At 45.7% G+C, this 20,824-nt stretch carries 20 protein-coding genes; 3 read left to right on the top strand and 17 right to left on the bottom strand.

Annotated features, from left to right (window positions below; all coding sequences use genetic code 11):
- Nucleotides 1-26: 26 nt before the first annotated feature.
- From BMY60_RS03205 to BMY60_RS03170, 8 genes are all read right to left on the bottom strand, one after another.
- Nucleotides 27-2,165 (bottom strand): caspase family protein, encoded by a 2,139-nt coding sequence (locus tag BMY60_RS03205; protein ID WP_218141608.1) that lies wholly within the window; start codon nucleotides 2,163-2,165, stop codon nucleotides 27-29.
- A gap of 51 nt (nucleotides 2,166-2,216) precedes the next feature.
- Complete coding sequence (locus BMY60_RS03200) at nucleotides 2,217-3,077, bottom strand: hypothetical protein (RefSeq protein ID WP_090331155.1); 861 nt, start codon at nucleotides 3,075-3,077, stop codon at nucleotides 2,217-2,219.
- 396 nt (nucleotides 3,078-3,473) lie between these two features.
- Entirely contained in the window at nucleotides 3,474-3,839 is a 366-nt protein-coding gene (locus BMY60_RS03195) for a transposase (protein ID WP_256250649.1), read from the bottom strand.
- Between the two features lie 145 nt (nucleotides 3,840-3,984).
- Nucleotides 3,985-5,334, bottom strand: a complete 1,350-nt coding sequence (locus tag BMY60_RS03190) for a DUF3422 family protein (RefSeq protein ID WP_090331154.1) — start codon at nucleotides 5,332-5,334, stop codon at nucleotides 3,985-3,987.
- Between the two features lie 6 nt (nucleotides 5,335-5,340).
- On the bottom strand, nucleotides 5,341-6,096 hold the full coding sequence (locus BMY60_RS03185) for a DUF2182 domain-containing protein (protein WP_090331152.1): 756 nt from the start codon (nucleotides 6,094-6,096) through the stop codon (nucleotides 5,341-5,343).
- A gap of 88 nt (nucleotides 6,097-6,184) precedes the next feature.
- Nucleotides 6,185-6,793, bottom strand: coding sequence for a DUF1326 domain-containing protein (locus BMY60_RS03180; protein WP_090331151.1), 609 nt, complete (start codon nucleotides 6,791-6,793; stop codon nucleotides 6,185-6,187).
- Nucleotides 6,794-6,854: 61 nt separating this feature from the next.
- On the bottom strand, nucleotides 6,855-7,589 hold the full coding sequence (locus tag BMY60_RS03175) for an SDR family NAD(P)-dependent oxidoreductase (protein WP_090331149.1): 735 nt from the start codon (nucleotides 7,587-7,589) through the stop codon (nucleotides 6,855-6,857).
- 3 nt (nucleotides 7,590-7,592) lie between these two features.
- A complete protein-coding gene (locus BMY60_RS03170; RefSeq protein ID WP_090331148.1) occupies nucleotides 7,593-8,246 on the bottom strand; it encodes a DUF938 domain-containing protein in 654 nt (217 codons plus the stop codon).
- Nucleotides 8,247-8,799: 553 nt separating this feature from the next.
- On the opposite strand from BMY60_RS03170, the gene BMY60_RS16560 reads away from it, so the two are divergent.
- The 3 genes from BMY60_RS16560 to BMY60_RS03160 are packed head-to-tail and all read left to right on the top strand — an operon-like array spanning nucleotide 8,800 to nucleotide 9,969.
- A complete protein-coding gene (locus tag BMY60_RS16560; protein ID WP_371264182.1) occupies nucleotides 8,800-8,973 on the top strand; it encodes a CDP-alcohol phosphatidyltransferase family protein in 174 nt (57 codons plus the stop codon).
- Nucleotides 8,919-9,158, top strand: coding sequence for a hypothetical protein (locus tag BMY60_RS15945; RefSeq protein WP_218141607.1), 240 nt, complete (start codon nucleotides 8,919-8,921; stop codon nucleotides 9,156-9,158). Before BMY60_RS16560 ends, BMY60_RS15945 begins: the two co-directional genes overlap by 55 nt.
- Nucleotides 9,151-9,969: a hypothetical protein gene (locus BMY60_RS03160; protein ID WP_090331145.1), complete on the top strand. Its 819-nt coding sequence runs from the start codon at nucleotides 9,151-9,153 to the stop codon at nucleotides 9,967-9,969. The genes BMY60_RS15945 and BMY60_RS03160 overlap by 8 nt, the downstream gene beginning before the upstream one ends.
- A gap of 388 nt (nucleotides 9,970-10,357) precedes the next feature.
- Here the strand turns inward: BMY60_RS03160 and BMY60_RS03155 are convergent, their stop codons facing one another.
- The 9 genes from BMY60_RS03155 to BMY60_RS03115 all read right to left on the bottom strand — a co-directional run bounded on the left by BMY60_RS03155 (nucleotide 10,358) and on the right by BMY60_RS03115 (nucleotide 20,593).
- Nucleotides 10,358-10,639, bottom strand: a complete 282-nt coding sequence (locus BMY60_RS03155; protein ID WP_090331143.1) for a hypothetical protein — start codon at nucleotides 10,637-10,639, stop codon at nucleotides 10,358-10,360.
- Nucleotides 10,640-10,657: 18 nt separating this feature from the next.
- Nucleotides 10,658-11,650 carry a polysaccharide deacetylase family protein gene (locus BMY60_RS03150; RefSeq protein WP_256250646.1) on the bottom strand — a complete coding sequence of 331 codons (993 nt, stop codon included), beginning with the start codon at nucleotides 11,648-11,650 and terminating at the stop codon, nucleotides 10,658-10,660.
- Entirely contained in the window at nucleotides 11,643-12,404 is a 762-nt protein-coding gene (locus BMY60_RS03145; protein WP_177166558.1) for a class I SAM-dependent methyltransferase, read from the bottom strand. The genes BMY60_RS03150 and BMY60_RS03145 overlap by 8 nt, the downstream gene beginning before the upstream one ends.
- A gap of 29 nt (nucleotides 12,405-12,433) precedes the next feature.
- Nucleotides 12,434-13,654 (bottom strand): TIGR04063 family PEP-CTERM/XrtA system glycosyltransferase, encoded by a 1,221-nt coding sequence (locus BMY60_RS03140; RefSeq protein ID WP_371264181.1) that lies wholly within the window; start codon nucleotides 13,652-13,654, stop codon nucleotides 12,434-12,436.
- On the bottom strand, nucleotides 13,647-14,639 hold the full coding sequence (locus BMY60_RS03135; protein WP_143057335.1) for a transglutaminase domain-containing protein: 993 nt from the start codon (nucleotides 14,637-14,639) through the stop codon (nucleotides 13,647-13,649). The genes BMY60_RS03140 and BMY60_RS03135 overlap by 8 nt, the downstream gene beginning before the upstream one ends.
- Nucleotides 14,636-15,955: a nucleotide sugar dehydrogenase gene (locus BMY60_RS03130; RefSeq protein WP_090331139.1), complete on the bottom strand. Its 1,320-nt coding sequence runs from the start codon at nucleotides 15,953-15,955 to the stop codon at nucleotides 14,636-14,638. The genes BMY60_RS03135 and BMY60_RS03130 overlap by 4 nt, the downstream gene beginning before the upstream one ends.
- An 80-nt stretch (nucleotides 15,956-16,035) precedes the next feature.
- Nucleotides 16,036-17,229, bottom strand: coding sequence for a TIGR03087 family PEP-CTERM/XrtA system glycosyltransferase (locus tag BMY60_RS03125; protein ID WP_090331138.1), 1,194 nt, complete (start codon nucleotides 17,227-17,229; stop codon nucleotides 16,036-16,038).
- On the bottom strand, nucleotides 17,226-19,157 hold the full coding sequence (gene asnB / locus BMY60_RS03120) for an asparagine synthase (glutamine-hydrolyzing) (RefSeq protein WP_090331137.1): 1,932 nt from the start codon (nucleotides 19,155-19,157) through the stop codon (nucleotides 17,226-17,228). The genes BMY60_RS03125 and asnB overlap by 4 nt, the downstream gene beginning before the upstream one ends.
- Nucleotides 19,158-19,288: 131 nt before the next feature.
- The gene (locus tag BMY60_RS03115; protein WP_090331135.1) at nucleotides 19,289-20,593 is read right to left on the bottom strand and encodes a putative O-glycosylation ligase, exosortase A system-associated; all 1,305 of its coding nucleotides are present in this window, start codon (nucleotides 20,591-20,593) and stop codon (nucleotides 19,289-19,291) included.
- Nucleotides 20,594-20,824: the final 231 nt, after the last annotated feature.

Raw genomic sequence — 20,824 nt, 5'->3', positions numbered from 1 at the left:
ACCGGGGTTTGGCTGCGCGCGTGAAGTCATTGACCGGGATCTGTCACGCGCATCGTGATACTGCTTTTGGTCCATGCAGTATCAGTATCATCGGTCTCAACCGGTTGTGAGACCCCACGTGTGCCTTTCAAGTATTGATCCAGTATTTTGTACAATCCGCTTTTGGTATCGCCGGCACGCTGTACAGCGGATTGTGTTAGCAGAGACCACGGAACCGGATTGGTCTCTTGTGTTCCAAAGACAACTATTTGATCTTCAATATTTAATGGTTCTGAAGCAATAAATGTTTCGCCTTTAGCCGCAAAAACGGCTTCTTCACCCGGACCCAGGGGTATCGCCGTTCCATCGGCCGGTAAACCGAAAATACTGCCGTCAGTCGATAGAATCAGACCGCCCACCAACAGGCGGACAGGAGATTTTTCACTGAGCTTTACTTTGACATTCCATTTGTAACAAAGCGGAATTTCCTGAGCGGATACTGTATTTGACGGCGCCTGCCGCCAGTCGGCTTTCTGTGCGCACTGGTCCTGTTTGTCCGCCGGTACCAGTTGGACCTGCAACGTTTCCTGATCTTCAAACAGGCTGCCGCCTTCGCCACGCAGCGTACTCAGTACACGCTGCAGCGCATGCAATCGCAAATTTTCGATTACGCCGTCGGCTTTGGCAAAACGGTTTCGCACCCGATTTTCCGGGCCGCTTACAATGTATTGATCGTTTTCATAACTGATTTCGAAGATGCCGTTATCCTCGACCAGCTGTATCATGTTTTTTGCGTCCTGATTCTGATTAAGACTCGCGCCGATAAGACTGGCTTGTTCTGCCGAAATACCGCCTTGTTCGGTGTGCGGACGAAGCGTGACCTTCAGCGTTCGCTGGGCATCGCTGGGTCTTGATAAAATCGCCAGATCGCCCGGGCGGATAGGTTTTGCATTGGCTGGTCTGGAAATAATCCGGGCTGTGGCGTTCAAGCGCGTGCTTTCTTCCACAATAATTACAGCCTTGGCCTTTGTCGGATCCTGAAGATCAGGACCTTTTACAAAGCCATCATATACTCTGAATTCAGCGCCTGTGTCGATGCCGGGAAGCGGAAATCCACCCAGTTTAAGTTGCGGAGCGATTTCGATAATTTCCCAGGCCAGTGGTAATTTTCTGTTTACCCCGGCGAAAACTGTACGCTGCAAATCTCCCTGAAAATAGGGGATTTGATAACTCTCCGCTTTTACCAGCGGCCTGATCTGCCGGGCTGCCTGTGCGTAGGTCAGCTGTGTTGCGTTAACCTGTCCGAATGTTGTCAGTATCGCATCGGTAAAGATACCGCGTGCATTTCTTTCCAGTGCAACCGTCCCGTCCCCCGCAGCCGTGAAAACGACGATCCCTGGCAAGGATTTTGAAATCCAGCCGGTTTTCTGGCCATTTGTTGCGGGTTTTGCGGCTGTACTGCGTTCGCGAGTGGTTTCAGTTTCCGGCGGCGGTATATAGCGCGATAAGAACTCAGTGTCACCGCGCAAAGCGGTGCCCGAATTGCAGGAGTCCAGAAAAACGGTGATATGACTGGTCTTCTGATGCAGGCGGGTCAATAATTCATCGAATTCGTCATCGGTAAAATCCTTGATACCGCTGTCTCTGGCATCATGGAAAACGAATGTTTCATCCATGCCATCCGGTTCGTCCCCATCACGATCCCGTGTTTGCGAACCGTGCCCTGCATAGTAGATAACAACCTCATCATTCGGTTGCGCCTGTTCGATCAGGAAGTTCGAAAAATACCGCTTAAAATTCGCCGTGGTAGCCGCTTCATCCACTAATACGCATACGTTTTCTTTTGGAAAGCCATAGCCGTTCGGACCGGTCAGCAATTGATAGAATCGCCGCGCATCTTGCGGCGGACCTGGAAGGTCCGGTATTTTTGCGCTTTTATACTGACCGGCTCCCACGATCAGCGCGAGACGGCGAAGACCGTCTTCGGATGGAGTGACATTTTTTGCCGCGCATGCCTTGGACAAGGCTGTTGTACCGAGTGCCGCATGTACATGTGCCGGCTGTATGCTTAAAAACAAACAGAACGCCAGCATGATCAATGCCGCATACAACGGGTTTTGCCTGATTCCACCGAGGTATTGATTTGTAAAACTGTCTGCATCCTGCATCGTTGTTTTCTCTCGCAATCGTTAATCGATAGATAAAGTAGAGCTGGCCATCGCCGGTTACGCCTGCGATCAATCGGGATAATTATGACTTGGACCGGAGCCGGTGCTACGATCGGGCGGGCTGCCGCCGCCGGATTTGCCACGCAATATGGCAGCGACAATACCGGCGGCAACACCCGCGCCTACAAGTACTTTAACCCAGCTGACTTTACTTGTATGAAACGTGTAATTGTCCCTCCAGCGAATTCGCCTTTCGATTTCTTCAAAGGAAACAGGCCGTGGTCCAATAATTGAATCGGCTGTCAGGATAATCTCTTCGCCACTATTGACGATAGCGCTTTGAGCTGGATCTGCAAGCAGTGACGCCTTGAGCAACCCGCGTAAAACTGTAATCTCAGTGCGCTGGCCGGACACGTTGATATGGTATATTGTATCCTGTGTGTTGGCGGTGGCATGTGTTGTGACAATACTGTATTCGCAATTTGCGGTGTCTCCATAGCCGTTGCCTACGGAAAAATCCTCGACTTGTATTGAACAAAAACCGTCGTCCTTAAATTCAATGCGGGCGCTGCTTTTGGGGCCTGTGCTGACAAAACTGTTATTTTCAATGTCCATCGTATCTTCTACCATCGCAGTGCCGTTTACTAAAACACTGCTGCCGGAAGCATACAAAATACCGATCTCCTTTTCGGCTTCCTTCGCCATATGGTGGAAACGTGGATCGGTGTTTTCGTCCTGTTCCCAGAAACCGCCGGCACTTGCAACATTCCGGTTTGCTACCGGGACGGTCGTACAGGCGCCCAGTAAAACCGCAAGCATCAGGATCAGGAAACTGTTGCAGCAAAGCGTGGAGGAAAAGATTGTACGCAGATTTGATTTGTCTGTTCTACCGGCAGGCGGTGAAATGAATATACGCTTCATCATTTTCATTTCTCTATCCTCCTCTAACAGTCTTTCTGTCCGATAGTATTAACATAAAAATATATGTTAAACAGATTCCCAAATCCAGCGTCAGGTCAGTCAGTTTTCAGCAACTTTACAGCAGTCATCTTGCAAATAAAGGGTTGCTGCGATGCAGCCGACTTCTAAGTTTCCGTGTCCGATGGCCGCAATTATCACGGTGACTTGATAAAAACAGACAGCTTACTATTGTTATAGAGACAAACAGCATATTTTGTCAACAGATTTCTTATTTCCAAACTCCACTATTGGTTATTTTGTTTCGGCCAGGCTGGTATGGCATTTTTTAATGCTGATTGACAAGTGGAATTATCGTGAAGTTGTCTTTCCGTAAAATTGGATTTTCAACAGAGAGACTTGCAAAACTCAAGAATTAAGCTGAGGAACGCCATGTGCTTTGGCTATCTTGATCAGGCGGTTGATGATTTTGATTGCAAGTTTACTGTCCGCCGGGTCAGTGATGTTTTTTTCTTGAACCGCCGTGTCAATATGCACCGCATCTTCCAGCGCCGCCTGGCCATGTAAATCAACATTCATCCGGAAAATGCGCTCAGCACCGCCAAATCCAATGCGCTTGCGAAAATGAACCAGTTCCGTGCTATGGCAAGGCAGTTTCCGCTGGAATTCCTTTATGCCGCAAAAAGACTGGTAGTAAGGATTGCGCTTCCACTGCAACACCACCGCTTCATCGCTCAAGTTATCCAGTTGCTTGAGAATCAATAACCCAACCATCACAGGCGAATTGGTTTGCTGGGTATGAGCACCGATTAGTCACCATTTCGACCAGAATGAACAGCAAAAGTCCAAGTAATTATTATTAATATCAACTGCTTGAATATATTTTAAGGACCGACTAATTATAATCTGACGGATAACATTATTTTTTTTGATGCCGCCTGCTTACCAGGCTGCGGATCCCCCGTACAGCAAAAAATACACCGGTGATGACAATCGGAATGGCGATACCGGTAATCAATTCCACATTGATCATATAACCAGTTGCCTTGATGGCCTTCAGTCCGTAACCGATCAGGCCAAGCAGATAATAGCTTAGAACCACTACAGACAAACCTTCAACGGTTTCTTGCAGACGAAGTTGTACATGTGCGCGGTCATCCATTGACTTGAGCAGGTCTCGGATCTGCGCTTCCATGGAAATGTCTACACGTGTTCTCAGCAATTCGGAAGCGCGTGCGACATGCAGCGACAGGTTTTCCAGTTTTGAATGCACCAGTTCACAGGTGCCCATCGCGGAAGACAATCGTTGTATCATAAATTCCTGCAGCATTTGCAATCCTTCAATGCGTGCTTCACGCAATTCCTTGATGCGTAGTTTGACAATATCGTAGTAGGCGCGTGAAGCGTTATACCGATGGCTGGTTTGCGCCGACAGCACCTCAATCTCGGCGGCAAGCGTGGTTAACTCTTCCAGCAATTGCTGCTCGTCATTGATATTGCTGAGTTCGGCGTTTCGCAGCATCGCCAGACGATGATCGGCTTGTGCGAGTTTGGGAATCATGTCACGGGTCATGGGCAATGGCAGCATCGCCAACATGCGGTATGTTTCTATTTCCAGCAGACGCTGCACCAGACGCCCGACCTGCCGGCTGCGCAGGTTGTCGTCATGAATCAGAATGCGACCGAATCCATCTTTGTGAATCTGATTGTCGCTCCATACGCTGGCGCTGCCGCCGGCTACCTTGGATCCGATAACAGTGTTGGAAGAGAACAGCTGTGCCAACTCGTTTAAACTGCGTTTTGGGCGTGAACGGTCATCAAGTGCAATATGCGTAGCAACGAGTACTTCCCCTGGCAAACTGGCCAACCATTTGCGCGGCAGTCTCCTGACCGGCGGTTGCTCAAAGGGGACTTCAAATACCCCTGTCTGATAGACTGTGTAGGTTGAATACTCGGTATGTCGTTCCCATATGAGTTGCACCTCACCAATGGTGACTGTGAATTCATTATTGTGGCAATTCGGTGGTGTAACATTGTGCTGATCACACAGTTCGCCAAGGAGCTTGCGTTCCAGGCTGACCGACTGCCGGTCCGACAGAAGCACCAGATGTGAGAGTTGGGCGGGTATCGCCAGGAATTCATACGCGATTGCATTCAGTTCGCTATACAGTTCCATTCTTTGATCGTACTGAGCTATACCCAGCAAATCTTCGCTGATGGAAACGTTTTGATGGACAGATGTCCGTGATCTAGAGGAGTCAGCGTTCATGAAACGTTATTTAATGTTAAAAAAGATCCTGATGCTCCATACTATAAACAGAATGCCAATAATTTTGGAAAAAAAACGATGATGCGGCGGAAAAATTTTTTCAATCAACACCAGTAATGTGATGAAGACCATGCCCAGCAGATTCATTACACCGACGGCAAACATAATGAGCATTTGCGCCCAGCAGCAGCCCAGACATGTACTTCCGTGCTTGAATCCCATGTGAAAAGCTCCTGAGTACTTTTCACGCCATTCGGTCAGAACAAATCCCATCGGCGTGCGGCACGATTGTAAAAACTTGTTTTTTTGTGGAGTGAACTGATAAATGCCTGCTATAAAAAAAATGATTGCTGCCAATTGATCATGTTGCATATCCATCATGGGTGACATGATATGCAGACCGTGCATTCGCCATTGTAATGCGGTTAACAAAATGCTGAACATGATCCAGACAACAAGGTAGGCAAGAATGAACAAAAAAGTATAGTGGTGTGCTGTTTGATAATGCTGTTCGCAAATTTTTGCGTACACTAAAATCATTGGTACTGCCGATGGCAGCATCATTGCGGCCATCATGACTGCCCACATGGTAAAAACCAGCCAAAAGTCCGTCCAACGCCAGGAATGAATTCCAGCGGGAGGCATCCACATGTCTGACATGGGTAACGATGTCATCTGCCAGTGCTGGTAGTACAGGTAAAACCAGGCAGCAATAATGACGGCGAGCAGGATTAAGATGACGATCGTCCGGCTTTTCGGCATATCATGTACGAAGCGACTAAATTGTGAGCACATACCGGCCAATCAAAAGGCCGGTAATGTCGGTCGGTAATGCCTTTTGAAAGCAATATCAGGGTTGGTAGATAAACCGGGAGAAGTAGCTGTTCCGGTCTGAGAATTTCCAGGTTTCGCCGAAATCATGATATGTATAATTGGATGAGCGCGCTACGATGGCGGGGTGGCTGGTGACTACGCACAATGGCGGATTTTCAATTGTCGCTTCGCCGCCTTGAATTCCTTGTATGGACTCAACGGCCATATCTGCAATACCGGGTATTGTCATTTCACGCTGATTGCCTTGTGCGTGATAGTCGATTCTGACTTTTCTGATACCCCATACCTCAGTGACGAAACTCATCAGCAAGGCAGGGTGGCCGCCGTGTTTGCCGCTAAAAATCTCCGTGACCGCTTCAAATTGTGCATCGCTGGCACGTTCATCAACATATAATGCCGCCTGCCAGTTGCCATCTTTCATATGTCCGGGAGAAAAACAGGCCAGGGCGACATTCAGGTCATTCAGTGCTTCATCATTCAAGTGTCCGTTATCGATATGCCAGGCTGCCAGTAATTTGCAATTGCCCTCTGAAGGCGGTTGCAGCCAAACGCATGGACATGCGGTTTCGCAATTGCATGCTTCAAAATAACTGCCTTGTAATTTCCAGTCTGTTGACGAGTTCATTGTGAAATTCCAATGTGTATGTGTTAATCAATCAAATGGCTGTCTCAGAAGGGTCACTTTGTCAAAAGGTTTCCTTATAGGGCCGAAGATCAAGTTCATGTGTCCACGCGCTGCGCGGCTGCAGATGTATGGCCCAGTATGTCTGTACGATCGCTTCGAGTTCCAGCAAGCCATCGGCGCCTTTGGCTTTGACATAGTCTGGAAACTGCCGGCGTGCCCGTTCACCGTTGATCACGCCGTCTATAACCGTGTGCACGACATGTATGCCCTGTGGCGAGAATTCACGCGCCAGGCCTTGCGCCAGCGCGCGTAGCCCCGCTTTGGCCGCAGCAAAGGCCGTGAAGGGGGGCCTGGCCCTGAGTGAAGCTGTTGCGCCGGTAAAAAATACCGTCCCCTGTTTTTGCGCCTGCATGATTGCCATCAAATGCTGTGCAAATAAAAAAGCGCCCAGACAATTCTGCTGCCATAAAGTTGTATATGCTTCAGCACTGGTTTCAAGGAAAGGTGATGGTATATTACTGTCGACGTTGTAAGCCGCAACCTGAATAATGTCTCCCCGTGCGCGTATCTGGTCAAACAAGGAACGCACGCTGTTCTCAACAGTTATATCGGCTGCAATGGACGTTACATTTCCACCCGATTGCTGAATAGTGGATGCAACATGATGCAGTTTATCTTCGCTGCGCCCTGATATAAACACATGCAAGCCGTTTTTGGCAAAACAGCGCGCCAGCGCGGCGCCCAGACCTTGTTCTGGCCCGACGCCTGCAACGAGGGCTGAACCGGATGGTGTCATCAATTATTTTTTTCCGAATATTAATGAGAAGTTGTTGCTTGGCATGTCAATGGTCTCTTTCAGTTCCATGCCATGATCGGCAGCCGCTTTTTTTAAATCTGCGGTGTCCTTTAGCCCCCATTCCGATACGTCGGCAGAACTCAAAGTTTCATGGAATTCCTTGTTGGAGTCCGTTGTGAATTTGCCTTCAATCTGGAAGGGACCATAAATCAACAGAAAACCGTCTTCTTTCAACAGATGTGACGCGCATTTCATCATGCCATCCGCAATTGAAATGGGTGCCACCTGAAAAATATTAATACAGAAGATCGCCGCAAACGATTTTTCCGGACCGGGATTGAACCAGGTATCGGGATTGGTCAGATCAAGATGTACAGGATCGGCAATATTGTTGTTGCCCTGCTGTGTGGCCAAATTTTTAATATTGTCGAGAACCTCGATATCTTTATCGGAAGGATGAAAATGTAAATGCGCAAAATGCGGCGCAAAATAATTAATATGCATGCCACTGCCGCTGGCCATTTCCAGTACGCGCTCAGGGTCTTTAGGCAGTTTTTCCTTTAATACGCCAAGTATCGGCTCGCGGTTACGCCCACCTGCCCAAGCAACATATTCGCTCAGGGGATGTGGATCTAATGGAGGAGCTTCCGGATTCATATGATTTGTCCTTTTTAGTGTGTTCAATCGAAAATATATATAAATGGTTACATGTTTTTAAGATTAAAAGCGTATCAGCTTAGACCGTTGTAGCCAATACCTTTTTATTGCCCCGATTCAGGTAATATACGTGCAATAAACCTTAAAAATGCGAATTTGAGTCTGTTTTAACGTCGCAGCAGCAATGCGGATAGTTTTTAACGACCTGCTAATTGGTATTTTTTTAACAGGTAAAATACGCCTCTGATACTATTTCTATTTACGTGAACAGAAAAGTTAAATGCGATGCTTGGGCGTTTTTTGTAATAGATGTGGATATATCCGTAGCTGGAGTTTAATCATGACGGATTTAAACGTCTTTTTTCGTATAATAGTGAGTGGAGATGTTCAAGCATTTGCCGAATTTGTTGACGCTGTTGCGATTGGTTCTGGCCTTCGTATTTCCGTTTGCGCCTGAGCAATACCGATTCATTATTGTTACAATGGCGCTGGCTACCGAGTATTTCGGCGGTGCTTCGGTCGCTGGTTCAATCTGCAAACGTCACTTGGCGCATTGTTGGATCCGATAGCCGACAAATGCTTTGTTTTCTCGGTCGCGATGGTCATGTTTGTTGAAACCGATATAACCTGGTGGCAGTTTCTGTTATTTGGCGCGCGTGAAATTGCAGTATTTTGTGGTGCCTCATTTATCGCCTGGGGAAAAACTGGCGTGCTTTTTTTAATGTAGTTCCCAGAATACCCGGCAAGATGACAACCGTATTCCAGTTTCTGGTTTTTTTAAGCTTTGCCGGTTTGCACATGATTCCACAATGGTTGCTGGTTATTATAATTATTTTGAGTATTCTTTCAGCGCTGGATTATATTTATCTGTTTGTCAAAAATAATTTTTATCGCGGCATGAGGAATGCCTGACCGGATGCAGACGCCTGTTAATCGGATAGTGTTGCTGGGTGCAAGCAACTTGACGTTCTCGTTGCGCATCATTATTCAGTTGTTGCAACAACAATACGGCGCGCCCAGTGAGGTATTGGTCGCAGCTGGACATGGACGCTCGTACGGACAGAATAGCGTGGTATTGGTACGTGAGTTGCCCGGGATTGTGCAATGCGGCTTATGGGAACAGTTGCGTGTAAGCAGGCCACAGCCGGTTTATGCATTTCTGACGGATATTGGCAACGACATACCTTACGGTTATTCGCCTGATCAGATTCTGCGCTGGGTGTCATGGTGTATTCAGCAGCTACAGCAAAACGGTGCGCGCATTGTGATGACAAATTTGCCGATGGCCTCGGTTAGGGCGATGTCCGAACGCCGGTTCTGGATGTTAAAAAATATCTTGTTTCCAACATGCAGATTGTCCCGTGACGAGATAGTCGAACGTGCATGCGCAGTTCATCAGGGACTGTGCGAACTGGCTGCGCAGCATCAGTTGGTCTTGTATGAGCCGCAACCTGAATGGATGAGTGTTGACGGTATTCATGTTTCTTTATGGAAACGGCGGGCATTTTACCGGCAATTGTTTTGCCATTGTACAAATTTGGCAGCATTTTACGCAGATCGCGCGCGGTTGGCATCTGTCGCTGACAGACGCGAGGATGATCTGTCTTGCTTTTCATGGCAGCAACGCCCCCGGTTTGCAGTACGCAGACTGTTCGGGAAAGTTCTCCATGCTGCCCAGCCCAGCGGGCGCCTGGCAGACAACACCACGGTCGCACTATATTAATGTAACTGTGATCCATATAACGACCGTAATAATCAGCCAGAGGGCAAGGTTATACGATTCATTTTGACCGGCAGTCATCAATTATTTGGAACGTGAAATGAATGGCGTGCAATGTCAGCAAATTGGTTGCGGCAGTTAAGTTGTACACTTTATCTTCAGATGGTTTTCCGATCTATTTTGTCACAATGCGCAGCAACTCGATTGGTAGCGTTGAGAATTTACAAGCGTATGGTTTTTTTATTGTTTTGTTACATTGAGCAATTCCCGAGATCCTGCAAATTAAAGCCGGTACGATCTGTTATATAGCTGGCCGCGCGCAAGGATACAGCCTCATTGTGATTAAGTTGACAGAATATTTGGTGCAATATTCAGACTGCGCTTATAAAAATTACGTCAACGATAATATGTCTGAAAATTTGTTACAGGCGATATTTTCCAGGTATTTTCTCGCTTTTTTGCTGACGCCTGCGCCGTGTCGAAGGTAAGCGCAAGCAGCCTGGCTGGGCGGATATTGACAGGCTTCGTAACCTTGTATTTCGAGCTCGGCTGCCGACAATGATGTTACTGTAAGCCTGCCTTTACCTAATTTAATAATTTCATATTTGCTGCCGTGTCTGGCAATTATAATTGCAGTTTGGCGATGGCGATTGACAACAACGGTTGGTTGCATAGTGTTTCTTGAACGAATTCACGATACGGTTTGAACGGGTCTGTACATATTTTGCATCATCTGTAATACAAAACGGTTGCGGCTGATGTTCCACGGCGTAAATCTCGGAAGCTGATAAATATCTGCGTTTTTTGCTGCTGTTCCCCATGCGGTTGATACTGCAGCATTGAAACCGATTTCTTTAAGCATGTCGACATGTTCGGATAAATAATCGCGTCCGGGTTTGCCATTTGGATAGGCAAAATAGCGAACAGGTGCCTGTATGATATTTTCCAGGATTTTTTTACCTTGTTCGATTTCAGTATAAGCAGCTGTCTTATCCAAACGCGTCAGAATCGGATGGTTGACGGTATGTCCGCCTATTTCCATACCAGCTTCGTGCAATTGCCTGATTTGGTCGGCGGTCATCATTAAATTCTCCGGCACTGCCGCGGGGACCAACTGGCGTAAACGGTTTAATTGTTCAAATCTTTCTTCATGGGGTAGATACTTAAATATATCAATCAGTATGAACAGCGTCTCCCGGCGTTTCGTAAGTGTGCTGATATCGTATTTGTCCAAACCGATTTCACCTAGATCGAGAACAGGACCGGGTGCGCGTCGCAGCAGTTCAATTAATTTGTCATTCCACATCATGCCGCCATTAATAAAACCTGCGGCAATAAAAAAAGCTGCCGTGGCATTGTATTTTTGTAGAATAGGTAATGCAACTTCAGCATTGTTGGCGTAACCATCGTCAAAAGTAATACAGGCAGCCCGGCTCGGGAGTGTGTTTTCCTGTAGTTTTTGAATGGCCTGATGCAGCGGAAGTATATTGAAATGCGTGGACAGGTGACGAATCTGTGCTTCAAAGCTATGTGCATCTTCCTGGCCAAACAACAGTTCATCCGGCTCGTGCGGTACTCTGTGATAAAGTACAATGGATAAACGTGCGTGACTTCCCGCTGGCGAAAATAGCGAAGCAACTGCGTTGACAAGTGTTATTTCCATACGGTCTAAAAAATTAGACATTGTGCATATCCTGCTGGCGTTGTCCGCTCATCATGAACGAATGGCAGAAAAGTTGCCCTAAAAACGGGAAATAATGAAACAGCCATCTGGTTAGGCGTGATTCCATGATCCACTGATAGCGATACCAGCGGGCAGGTAGTATGGGTAGCCAGTGTATCTGGATATTAACCAATCCATTTTTTTTCATTAAACGACGCAGATTGTCGGCTGTTTCGTAGCGTAAATGTATGGGTTTGTTTTGAGCACGCCGACTAAACTGTTCCCAGATATGGGGCAAACACCGGCTATTGAGTGCATCCATACAGATGTATCCGCCAGGTTTGATTGTTCTGGACAAGCTGCTGACCGCATGGATTGAATTATTTAATGCCTGTATTACGCCAAAACAAATTGCGCCATCGAAATAACCGGGTTTAAACGGTATCTTGTTGATATCCGCTACACACCAGACAATTGACGACTCGCCTTTTAGTCTGGCTTTCTGCAAAGAAGGTAAAGAATAATCCAGCCCGACAACTTCTTTGCCCTGTTGTACGATAAACCTGGAGTAGGTTCCTGCGCCGCAGCCGGCATCAAGCCATTTTTTTTTATCTAGAACATGATTGCTGTTATGCCATATTTCCTTGAATTTACGCAGCCGCGCATCAAGACCTGTGGGCGACCATCCGGCAATACCTGCATCATCTTCTGCATGTGCGGCAAAGTTTTCGAATCTTTTTCGCCATAGTTTTTCAAAAGAGCGTGGTTTGTTCACTTCTGGATTTATTACGTGAGAATGAGTATTTAGTTTTGTTCGGCCAGTGATAGATAAATTGATTGGTAAGGTGCAACACTGGCTGCCCAGTTACGTTCTTGCCTAACTTTTTCAAGTCCGTTTTTGACAAGGTCGGTAAAATCTGACTGCAAATAAACGGTTTTTAACAGTGTAACCAGGTTATCCAGATTACCGGCATTGAATAACAACCCATCTTTATGGTCGACAATCAGCTCTTGATGACCGCCGACGTCAGACGCGATGCACGGTTTTCCCATAGCCATGGCTTCCAATGGTTTCAGAGGCGTGACCAGATTCGTCAACCGCATGGGCAATCTGGGATAGATCAGTAAATCGATAATGCTGTAATATTTCATCACCTCATTATGGTTGACTCTGCCGGTAAAAGTGATGCGATCGGAAATGCCAAGTTGAAAGACCATTGCTTTTAGCGAACTTTCAGCTTGCCCGCCACCGACCAGTAAAATATGAAAATCCGGACATTCGTCTTTCAAGATGGCTGCTGCTTTTATCAGTAATTCAAGTCCTTCGTATTCGTAAAATGAACCGATAAATCCAAGCACCTTTTTGTCACTCAGGTTTAGCTGATTACATAAACGTGCGTCTTTTTCCTGGATAGGGTAAAACTTATCTGGATTGACGGCATTGGGTATAACTGTAATTTTTTCAGATGGGACGCCGCGCACTTGAATATCTCCTTTCAAACCTTCGCAGATCGTCGTGACATGATCTGCGCGTTTGAGTACATAAGTTTCCAGTGCTCTGGAAATTTTGTAACGTAAGTCATTTTCCTGACAAGTGCCATGACTGACTGCTGCATCTTCCCATGATGCGCGCATCTCATACAATATTGGAATTTTATATTTTCTGCCGATGCGCAAAGCAGCTAATCCGTTAAGACAAGGGGAGTGAACATGAATGATGTCGGGTTGTTCAACAGGTATGATCGATTCGATCCGCCTGATTAGCGTTAGTACGACATCGAGCTGATTGAGCAATGGCAGCTTACTTAGAAACGATGGATAGGTTCGGTAAAATGATAATCCGTCAACGGTTTCGGTTGTATCGGCGCAATCACTGTTTTCAGCATGTTTGCAACTGGTGATTAATGCCGTTCGTATTCCCATTTGGCACTGAATTGACAAGATCGCGCGTGTACGAAAAGTATAACCGCTGTGCAGAGGCAAAGAGTGATCAAGCACGTGTAGTACTTTGATATCTTTATCCATGGCTCATGCGGTTATTGAACATCCGGAAAAGAATCAGTAAAAAAAGTGTACCTAAAGCAGCATTTAATACAATGATAAAGATGACTGTGTATTTAAGCGATAGCAGTTCCTTTTGCTGCTGTGCGCTATCGGGGTCAGGGTACAGCCGGATCTCTTGATTAATACCCAGTAGTATGCCTGTGATCTGCTCCGCCATTCTGGAGAAAGACCCGGTTAGCTGAATAAGGGGATTGGCATCATAACTGAACACATCATTTGCCCATATCAAAAATAATTGCGGCATGCCGCGCTGATAATAATCCAACGCAACCGTATCATTCTGAAAGCCAAATTGCGCCTGACTTATTTTCTGGATGACAAGCTGATTCCGGTCTGTATCAAGTAGCTGCCGAAACTCTAAAACGGACAGTGGCTGGCCTTCCTGGTTAGTAACAAAAAAAGCGTTAAAAGTATCAATAAAAACCCATTTGTCCAACTGTTGATCATAAATTTCATTAAAGGCATGCCCGTCTCCGTTATATCGATCGAAAGACATACCCCATTCCCTGACGGGAATGTTTAATGCATGCGCAATACCATTGAATACCTGGGTATAGTCTGAGCACCATCCGATACCTTCATTCTGAATTTTTTTTAACGCATCAACTGTATTGGACTGAATTGGTCCGCCGCGACGGTTACGGTCAAGAATTTTTTGCGCTGCGAGCAAAAACTTGTCCATTTCAGACATGCCAGGATCTGTGGGCAGGGAGTTGATAAATTGCTGAAAATAGAGTGGGGGTGTTTGGGTTTCAACTTTGAAATCTGCCGGAAAAGTTGATGGACTCCAGCTGAAATCTTCGATCTTTCCTGGCTCATGGACGAGTGAATTGCGTACTCTGGCTGCTTCCTCTGAGGGTGTCGCCAATGTGAATAAATAGGTGCAACTGACAACAATACCTAGTGTCACCAAACCCAATTGTAGAAAATATCGTTTTTTGTTCATTTCCAGCATATTCCTATATATGAAGCACTTAGTCCATCCCTTCCCTTAATATTGACTAAGTCTAAGATAATTTGTTCTTTACGGGAAGATTTAATTAATGTTGCCACCAGGTCCGGGTCTGAAATGCCAACAACTATGATTTCACTTGTGGACAACAGATTTTCATAGTCTGCAGTCATCAATGATCCGATATGCGGAATACTTGTTTCGATAAAATGTTTGTTTGCGCCAATTAATGTTGAAATATTGACCTCAGGATCATAAATTTTCAGTGTGTATCCTTTGCCAATCAGTTTTTCGGCTAGGTCGACAAGCGGACTTTCGCGTAAATCATCCGTTCCGGTTTTAAAGCTGAGTCCGATAAAGCCAATTTTTTTTAGTCCCGATTGTGCGATTTTCTGTAGTGCGCAATCCAGATGCACGCGATTGGAGGGTAATACTGCCTTAAGCATAGGAATATCAACGTCGTTTTGTTTGGCAATATAGTTGATTGCTCTAAGATCTTTGGGAAGACAACTGCCGCCAAACGAGAAACCGGGTTTCATATAGGCGCTGGAAATATTCAGTTGTCTGTCTTTGCAGATCAGCTCCATGACTGCGTGCGGATCGACTTGTATCGACTCGCACAAGCGGGCAACTTCATTGGCAAATGTGATTTTGAGTGCGTGAAAAATATTGCAGAAATATTTCATTGTTTCTGCGGTGGCAATATCGGTGTAAATGATTTCTGCCGGCAGGCTAGAGAATAATTGCTCGAAAACCGCTTTCGGTTCATTGGAAGAAAGACCGGCAACCGTAAATGGCGGCTTATAGTAATCCTTGATGGATGAACCCTCACGCAAAAACTCGGGTTGAAAGCATACGTCAAAATCAACGCCGTTTGTTTTTTTCGAGAATTTTTCCAAAATGGGTATTAACGTGTTCATCACTGTGCCTGGAACTAGTGTCGAACGAAAGACGATTGTGTGACGATCGTTTTTTAATTTAAGCGCTTCTCCCAGCTGTTCGGTTAACCGCACTACCGCTGATTGATCTTGATTGCCATTCGGTTGAGAAGGCGTTCCGACACAGACGAATGACAATTGTGTCTGTGCTATGGCTTCCTGAGTTGATCCGGTAAGTTTTACCCGGCCTGAGGCAGCAACCTCTTGAACGAGTTCAGGCATGCCGGTTTCAATGACTGGGGATTTGCCGGCTTGAAGCAGCGCCAGTTTAGTACTGTCTATATCAACCCCCGTTACATTGTGACCTTCTTTCGCAAGACATGCTAAAGAAACTGCGCCAACATAACCTAAACCAAATACACTAATATCCATTCCAACTCCTAATTTTTGAAATCCAAATTCTGGAAGCGTTTATACTGAACTAATGTCAGTTTGTTCTATTGTGAATTTATTCATGAATTGCTACTTACGCAATTTAAAATAAGCGATTCCATTTTTTTCATACTTTTTTGCCAGGCGTGATTGGCCAACACTCGTGCACGGCCGGCTTCGGCATATTTTTCTCTTGTCGGCGCTGATTTCATAAGATTGACCAGTTTTTCCGCGTATTCTGCCGGGGTGTCCGCGGTTAAAAAATGTTCGTCAGGGACTGCATCAATGCCACCAGCTGCCAGCGTGCTAGATACGACGGGAACGCCCATTGCCATCGCTTCCAGAATTTTGTTCTGCGTGCCGCGGGCGATATTCAAGGGGGCAACCATAGCTGCAGTTCTTAAAATATAAGGGCGCACATCAGTCACGCTGCCGGTAACGACAACACCGTCTATTTTTTCTAGTGCTTTTATTTTCTTGGATGGTTCAGCGCCCACAATATACAGCTTTGTATCGGGTATTTTCTCTTGGATCAGTGGCAGGGTGCGGTGACAGAATTCCAGCATGCATTGCTGGTTGGGGAAGTAATCCATCCGGCCGATGAATGAAATACTGTGCGGATCGTATACGGTGCTATCGGGTTGAAAAAAATCAGCATCCACGCCGTTTGGAAACCAGTCGGTTTTTATTGCCGTACCGTAGTTGTTAAGCGTATCCAGCTCTGCTTTTGTGGTGCATGTGGTTATATCAAATTTTTGCGCCAGGTTTTTTTCGGAGAGTTTCATTTTCGTGCCTTCCCACCAGTAACCCCAATTGAACGGAAAAGGCTTGAAGCTTCGGTAAGTCAGCCATTTCTGGGAATCCATGTCTCCGAAATCAAGGATTTTTGGTATGTGTTTTATGTTTTCAACATATTGGGCAACGGATGAACAATGTACGAAAATCAAGTCGAATTTTTCTTCAGATAGCCAAATGTTGATTTGCTTTTTTAACGTGCTGCTAAAAAAATAGGCGAGCGATGACGGCGTGGGGGTTGGAAGATTGATGATCATTCGGGCCCACTGCACTGTGTCGTTAACCAAGCCAATAGTGTATTGATGGCAGTAATCTTTTATCCCGGAGCACTCATCGAATTCCTGTTGCGATCTCGCCAGTGATGCGACCCATACTTGGTGCCCTTGCTGTGACAGGTGTTTGATCATATTAAACGGACGGATTTTGCCGCCCCGTTTTGGCGGATACGGAAAGCGATGACAAATATATAAAATTTTCATTGGATCAATTGTTTTAATTCATCTTCTAACGTTTCTGGTTGAGTTTGGTCAAGCATTAATCTTGACCAGATTTCAAAATTCAATAAACCAATTAGAATATCCGTGTGATCTTGCTTTCTGTCGAGATGTTCTTTTATCAAAGACTGCACTACAGTTGCGTTAAAGACGCCACGCGCGTTGACGGTATCAGGACTTAACAGGGTTCGCAGCAGCGGTAATAATTCTTTTTTTATCCATGCGCCCATCGGTGCGCCAAAGCCGCGTTTTTTCCGGTATAGGATTTCTCTGGGAAGCAAATCGGATAAGCATTCTTTTAAAATATATTTAAGTTCGCCGCCCTTTATTTTAAGTTCTGGCGGCATGCTGCACGCCAGCTCCACCAGCTCATGGTCCAGTAACGGCACACGGCATTCCAGTGAGGTTGCCATAGTCATTTTGTCTGTCAGCATCAGAAGGTCGTCAGGTAATTGCGTAAGACGGTCGACTTCAAACAGTTTGTGCAACGCAGGTATATCTGCGCAATTCTGAAAAGCGCCAGAAACGACGTTATGGGCATCCCAGTCTATGGCGTTTACCAGCAATTGCCGGCGTAACTGTTCATCAGCAATATCAATATAGGACTGATACCGTTTCTCAAAAGACATATCTGCAGTCAACAGAAAGCTTTTTGCCAGGCGGCTATAGTTCAGCCATTTTGAATGGCGGTCGCTTGGCAGCAAACGTGCCAGTGGCTGGATAGCGTTATTTCGTAGCCATGCGGGAATTTTTTGATAAAACTGATTGTAATATTCTCCTTGATAGCGCCGATAACCCCCAAACAATTCATCGCCGCCAACGCCACTTAGAATGACCGTTACATCCTTTTTGGCAAATTCGGAGACCAGAAAGGTTGTGATAAAAGCGGTGTCTGCAACCGGTTCATCCATATGCCATAACAGTTTAGGCAATAAATGAACGATGTCGGGTTTGACAATAATTTCGTGATGTTCTGTGCCAAATAAATCGGAAACCTGCTTGGCATAAGGAAGTTCGTTATAGATTTGTGCCGGACCCTGCATATCAAAGCCAATGGCATAGGTTTTGACAGGGTGCGAGGTATGCTTTGCCATCAAACCAACAACCAGGCTGGAGTCAATGCCGCCGGATAAAAATGCGCCTATTGGCACATCGCTGACCATTTGCGATGCGACGGACTTTTCCAATTGTTCGCGAATGGCGCTTTTCCACTGGCTGACGGAGTAAATCTGCTGCTTGTAATCGGGTTGCCAGTACTGCTGTATAGTAAAACTACCTTGGGTCGCTTTGATATATGAAGCCACCGGTAATTTTTTTATACCTTCAAAAATTGAATGGGGCGCCGGGACATAGCCGAGCTGTAAGTATAAGCCTGCAGCAATATTATCCAGCTTCGGTGTCAACCCTTGAAATTGAAAAAGCGCTTTCGCTTCCGTTGAGAACAATAAGACATTATCATCCAGATAATAATAAACGGGCTTTATACCAAGCCTGTCGCGGGCAATGATCAGCACTTCTTTATCTGCATCCCACAATGCGAGTGCATACATGCCGTTTAAATGATGTAGAAACGATTCGCCATACTGTTCGTAGAGATGAATAACAACTTCCGAATCGGAGTGCGTGGAGAAACGGTGCCCTTGATTGACAAGCTGTTCCCTAAGCATTCGAAAATTATATATCTCTCCGTTGCACACAGCGGCAATGCGCTTGTTTTCATTGAATAACGGCTGATGACCGCCGGTCAAATCAATAATTGACAGGCGGCGCATACCTATTGCGATATGGCTGGAGACAAAAATCCCCTCATCATCAGGACCGCGGTGAGCGGTAATATTCCCCATTCGGTTCAGTAACGAAGCATCTAGTTTTGCACCTGAACGAAGTGCAATGCCGCCGTATATCCCACACATATCTTGTAGAGGCAGTTATATTGATCGTAAAAACAATGAACTAGACGCTTGCATCAGATCTGCTCCGCTTATGCAAATCTGTGCATGGCTTGATTAGCGCTAACCTTACTGCCGGGAGCGTGATTAATTGATTAATAGACATGTGCTTCATGTTTTTTCGCTGCCGGTATGGTTAAAGGAACTGGGCTATTTTTTTCTTCGAGGATTTTTAATGTCATAACTAAGATGGCCAGATAGTGGTAAAAAAGATCGAAATAGGCCAAACCCAAAAAAGCCCCGCCAACGGCGTATCCGATAAATGAGACTTGCAGCATCGCAGCAAGATCAAGCGCCCATTTGTTTTGATCGGTATTTTTGCTGATTGTAATGATTTTGTTTGCAGTTCGCCAATATTGAACAAATAACATCAAAAAGATAAATAATCCGACAAATCCATGTTCGGCCAGAATTTCAAAGTAAATACTGTGATAATCATGAAATGTTGCAACGCCCTGTTCTATCTGGTGAGGAACATAGCGTTCGTAGTTCTCGACAGAATGACTTTCAAAGCCGCCGCCGGTAAACGGTCGGTCGAGGGCCATGGCATAACCGAATTCCCATGCTTTCAAGCGCGACATGGCGGAGCCGTCCTGTTCATAATCTTGAATGGTTGCCATACGATCATGCCAGGACTGTGGCATGACCATGTAAAAAAACGGAGATAGTAATAGCAATGCCATAAAGATGGCCATTTTACGTGAGCTTTTGAGCCATAGGAATACTGAGACGGCTGAAATTGCCAGGAATGCGCCGCGTGATTGTGTGCCAAGTATTCCAACCGCGATGAAAAACATGGATAGCATCAATCCGTATCGTAGCCATTTGTTTTGAGTGTGTAAGTATAAGTACCACACTAACGGCAGGATCATGACGAGCGCTAAGCCGATTTCTGTATTACCGGCGATAAAACCGCCACGCGGACCTAATACATGAGAGCCGCCGCCTGTGGTAAGTGTAAAAATACCGCCCTTAAAGCCGTAAAAACCGATAGATATGACGATAATCCAGATAAAAATATGTATTTTTTCCCGATCCACCAGTGCAAACAAAGTTAAGAAGATGACCAACTGTATTTTTATAATTTTTTCCCATTGTGGCCACGCTTCTTCCGGATACATTGCGAAGATCGTCGATATAAGTATCCAGATATTGAAGAGAATGAGCCAACTCATTGTGGGTGACCAGAAAAATTTGAGTTTTTTCGAGGAAACAAAAAAGGAAATCAGCGTCACCAAACCGATAACTTGTGCAAAAGGAAAATAGAAAGCGAAGCTCCAGCCCAACCGGTGAGGATTCATATAGCCGATCCATGACCATAGATATATTCCCCAATGCGGCCTTTTGAATACGAAGGGCAGCAGCCCGAAAACGATCAAAAAAACCAGTAGATCTCTCAATTGCTTCCTCCTTTGATGGACCGGTCATTAGATTGTTGTAAAAAACAAGTTGTTGTGTTTAATTGGCGCATGCTCGAAAAGCTCTGATAAATAATTACGGCAACGTAAAGCTGTTAAATCCTCTCAAGTATTGAGTCTATATTGTAATTGGCCACTGTTTTTGTTTAATGATTGATTTGTGCGCATTGTCTGCCGCTTCTCGTACTTTAAAATATTCAATACTGTACCTTG

Source organism: Nitrosomonas sp. Nm51, assembly GCF_900111165.1.
Classification (GTDB): domain Bacteria; phylum Pseudomonadota; class Gammaproteobacteria; order Burkholderiales; family Nitrosomonadaceae; genus Nitrosomonas.
Note: the sequence above shows the minus strand (reverse complement) of the source record. Positions and strands in the feature narration are given on the sequence as shown.

What these genes read in the sequence shown, in the direction of transcription:
- BMY60_RS03200 (WP_090331155.1), bottom strand. Translation starts at nt 3,077, where the DNA reads ATGAAAATGATGAAGCGTATATTCATTTCACCGCCTGCCGGTAGAACA.
- BMY60_RS03195 (WP_256250649.1), bottom strand. Translation starts at nt 3,839, where the DNA reads ATGGTTGGGTTATTGATTCTCAAGCAACTGGATAACTTGAGCGATGAA.
- BMY60_RS03190 (WP_090331154.1), bottom strand. Translation starts at nt 5,334, where the DNA reads ATGAACGCTGACTCCTCTAGATCACGGACATCTGTCCATCAAAACGTT.
- BMY60_RS03185 (WP_090331152.1), bottom strand. Translation starts at nt 6,096, where the DNA reads ATGCCGAAAAGCCGGACGATCGTCATCTTAATCCTGCTCGCCGTCATT.
- BMY60_RS03180 (WP_090331151.1), bottom strand. Translation starts at nt 6,793, where the DNA reads ATGAACTCGTCAACAGACTGGAAATTACAAGGCAGTTATTTTGAAGCA.
- BMY60_RS03175 (WP_090331149.1), bottom strand. Translation starts at nt 7,589, where the DNA reads ATGACACCATCCGGTTCAGCCCTCGTTGCAGGCGTCGGGCCAGAACAA.
- BMY60_RS03170 (WP_090331148.1), bottom strand. Translation starts at nt 8,246, where the DNA reads ATGAATCCGGAAGCTCCTCCATTAGATCCACATCCCCTGAGCGAATAT.
- BMY60_RS03160 (WP_090331145.1), top strand. Translation starts at nt 9,151, where the DNA reads ATGCCTGACCGGATGCAGACGCCTGTTAATCGGATAGTGTTGCTGGGT.
- BMY60_RS03155 (WP_090331143.1), bottom strand. Translation starts at nt 10,639, where the DNA reads ATGCAACCAACCGTTGTTGTCAATCGCCATCGCCAAACTGCAATTATA.
- BMY60_RS03150 (WP_256250646.1), bottom strand. Translation starts at nt 11,650, where the DNA reads ATGTCTAATTTTTTAGACCGTATGGAAATAACACTTGTCAACGCAGTT.
- BMY60_RS03140 (WP_371264181.1), bottom strand. Translation starts at nt 13,654, where the DNA reads ATGGATAAAGATATCAAAGTACTACACGTGCTTGATCACTCTTTGCCT.
- BMY60_RS03135 (WP_143057335.1), bottom strand. Translation starts at nt 14,639, where the DNA reads ATGAACAAAAAACGATATTTTCTACAATTGGGTTTGGTGACACTAGGT.
- BMY60_RS03130 (WP_090331139.1), bottom strand. Translation starts at nt 15,955, where the DNA reads ATGGATATTAGTGTATTTGGTTTAGGTTATGTTGGCGCAGTTTCTTTA.
- BMY60_RS03125 (WP_090331138.1), bottom strand. Translation starts at nt 17,229, where the DNA reads ATGAAAATTTTATATATTTGTCATCGCTTTCCGTATCCGCCAAAACGG.
- asnB (WP_090331137.1), bottom strand. Translation starts at nt 19,157, where the DNA reads ATGTGTGGGATATACGGCGGCATTGCACTTCGTTCAGGTGCAAAACTA.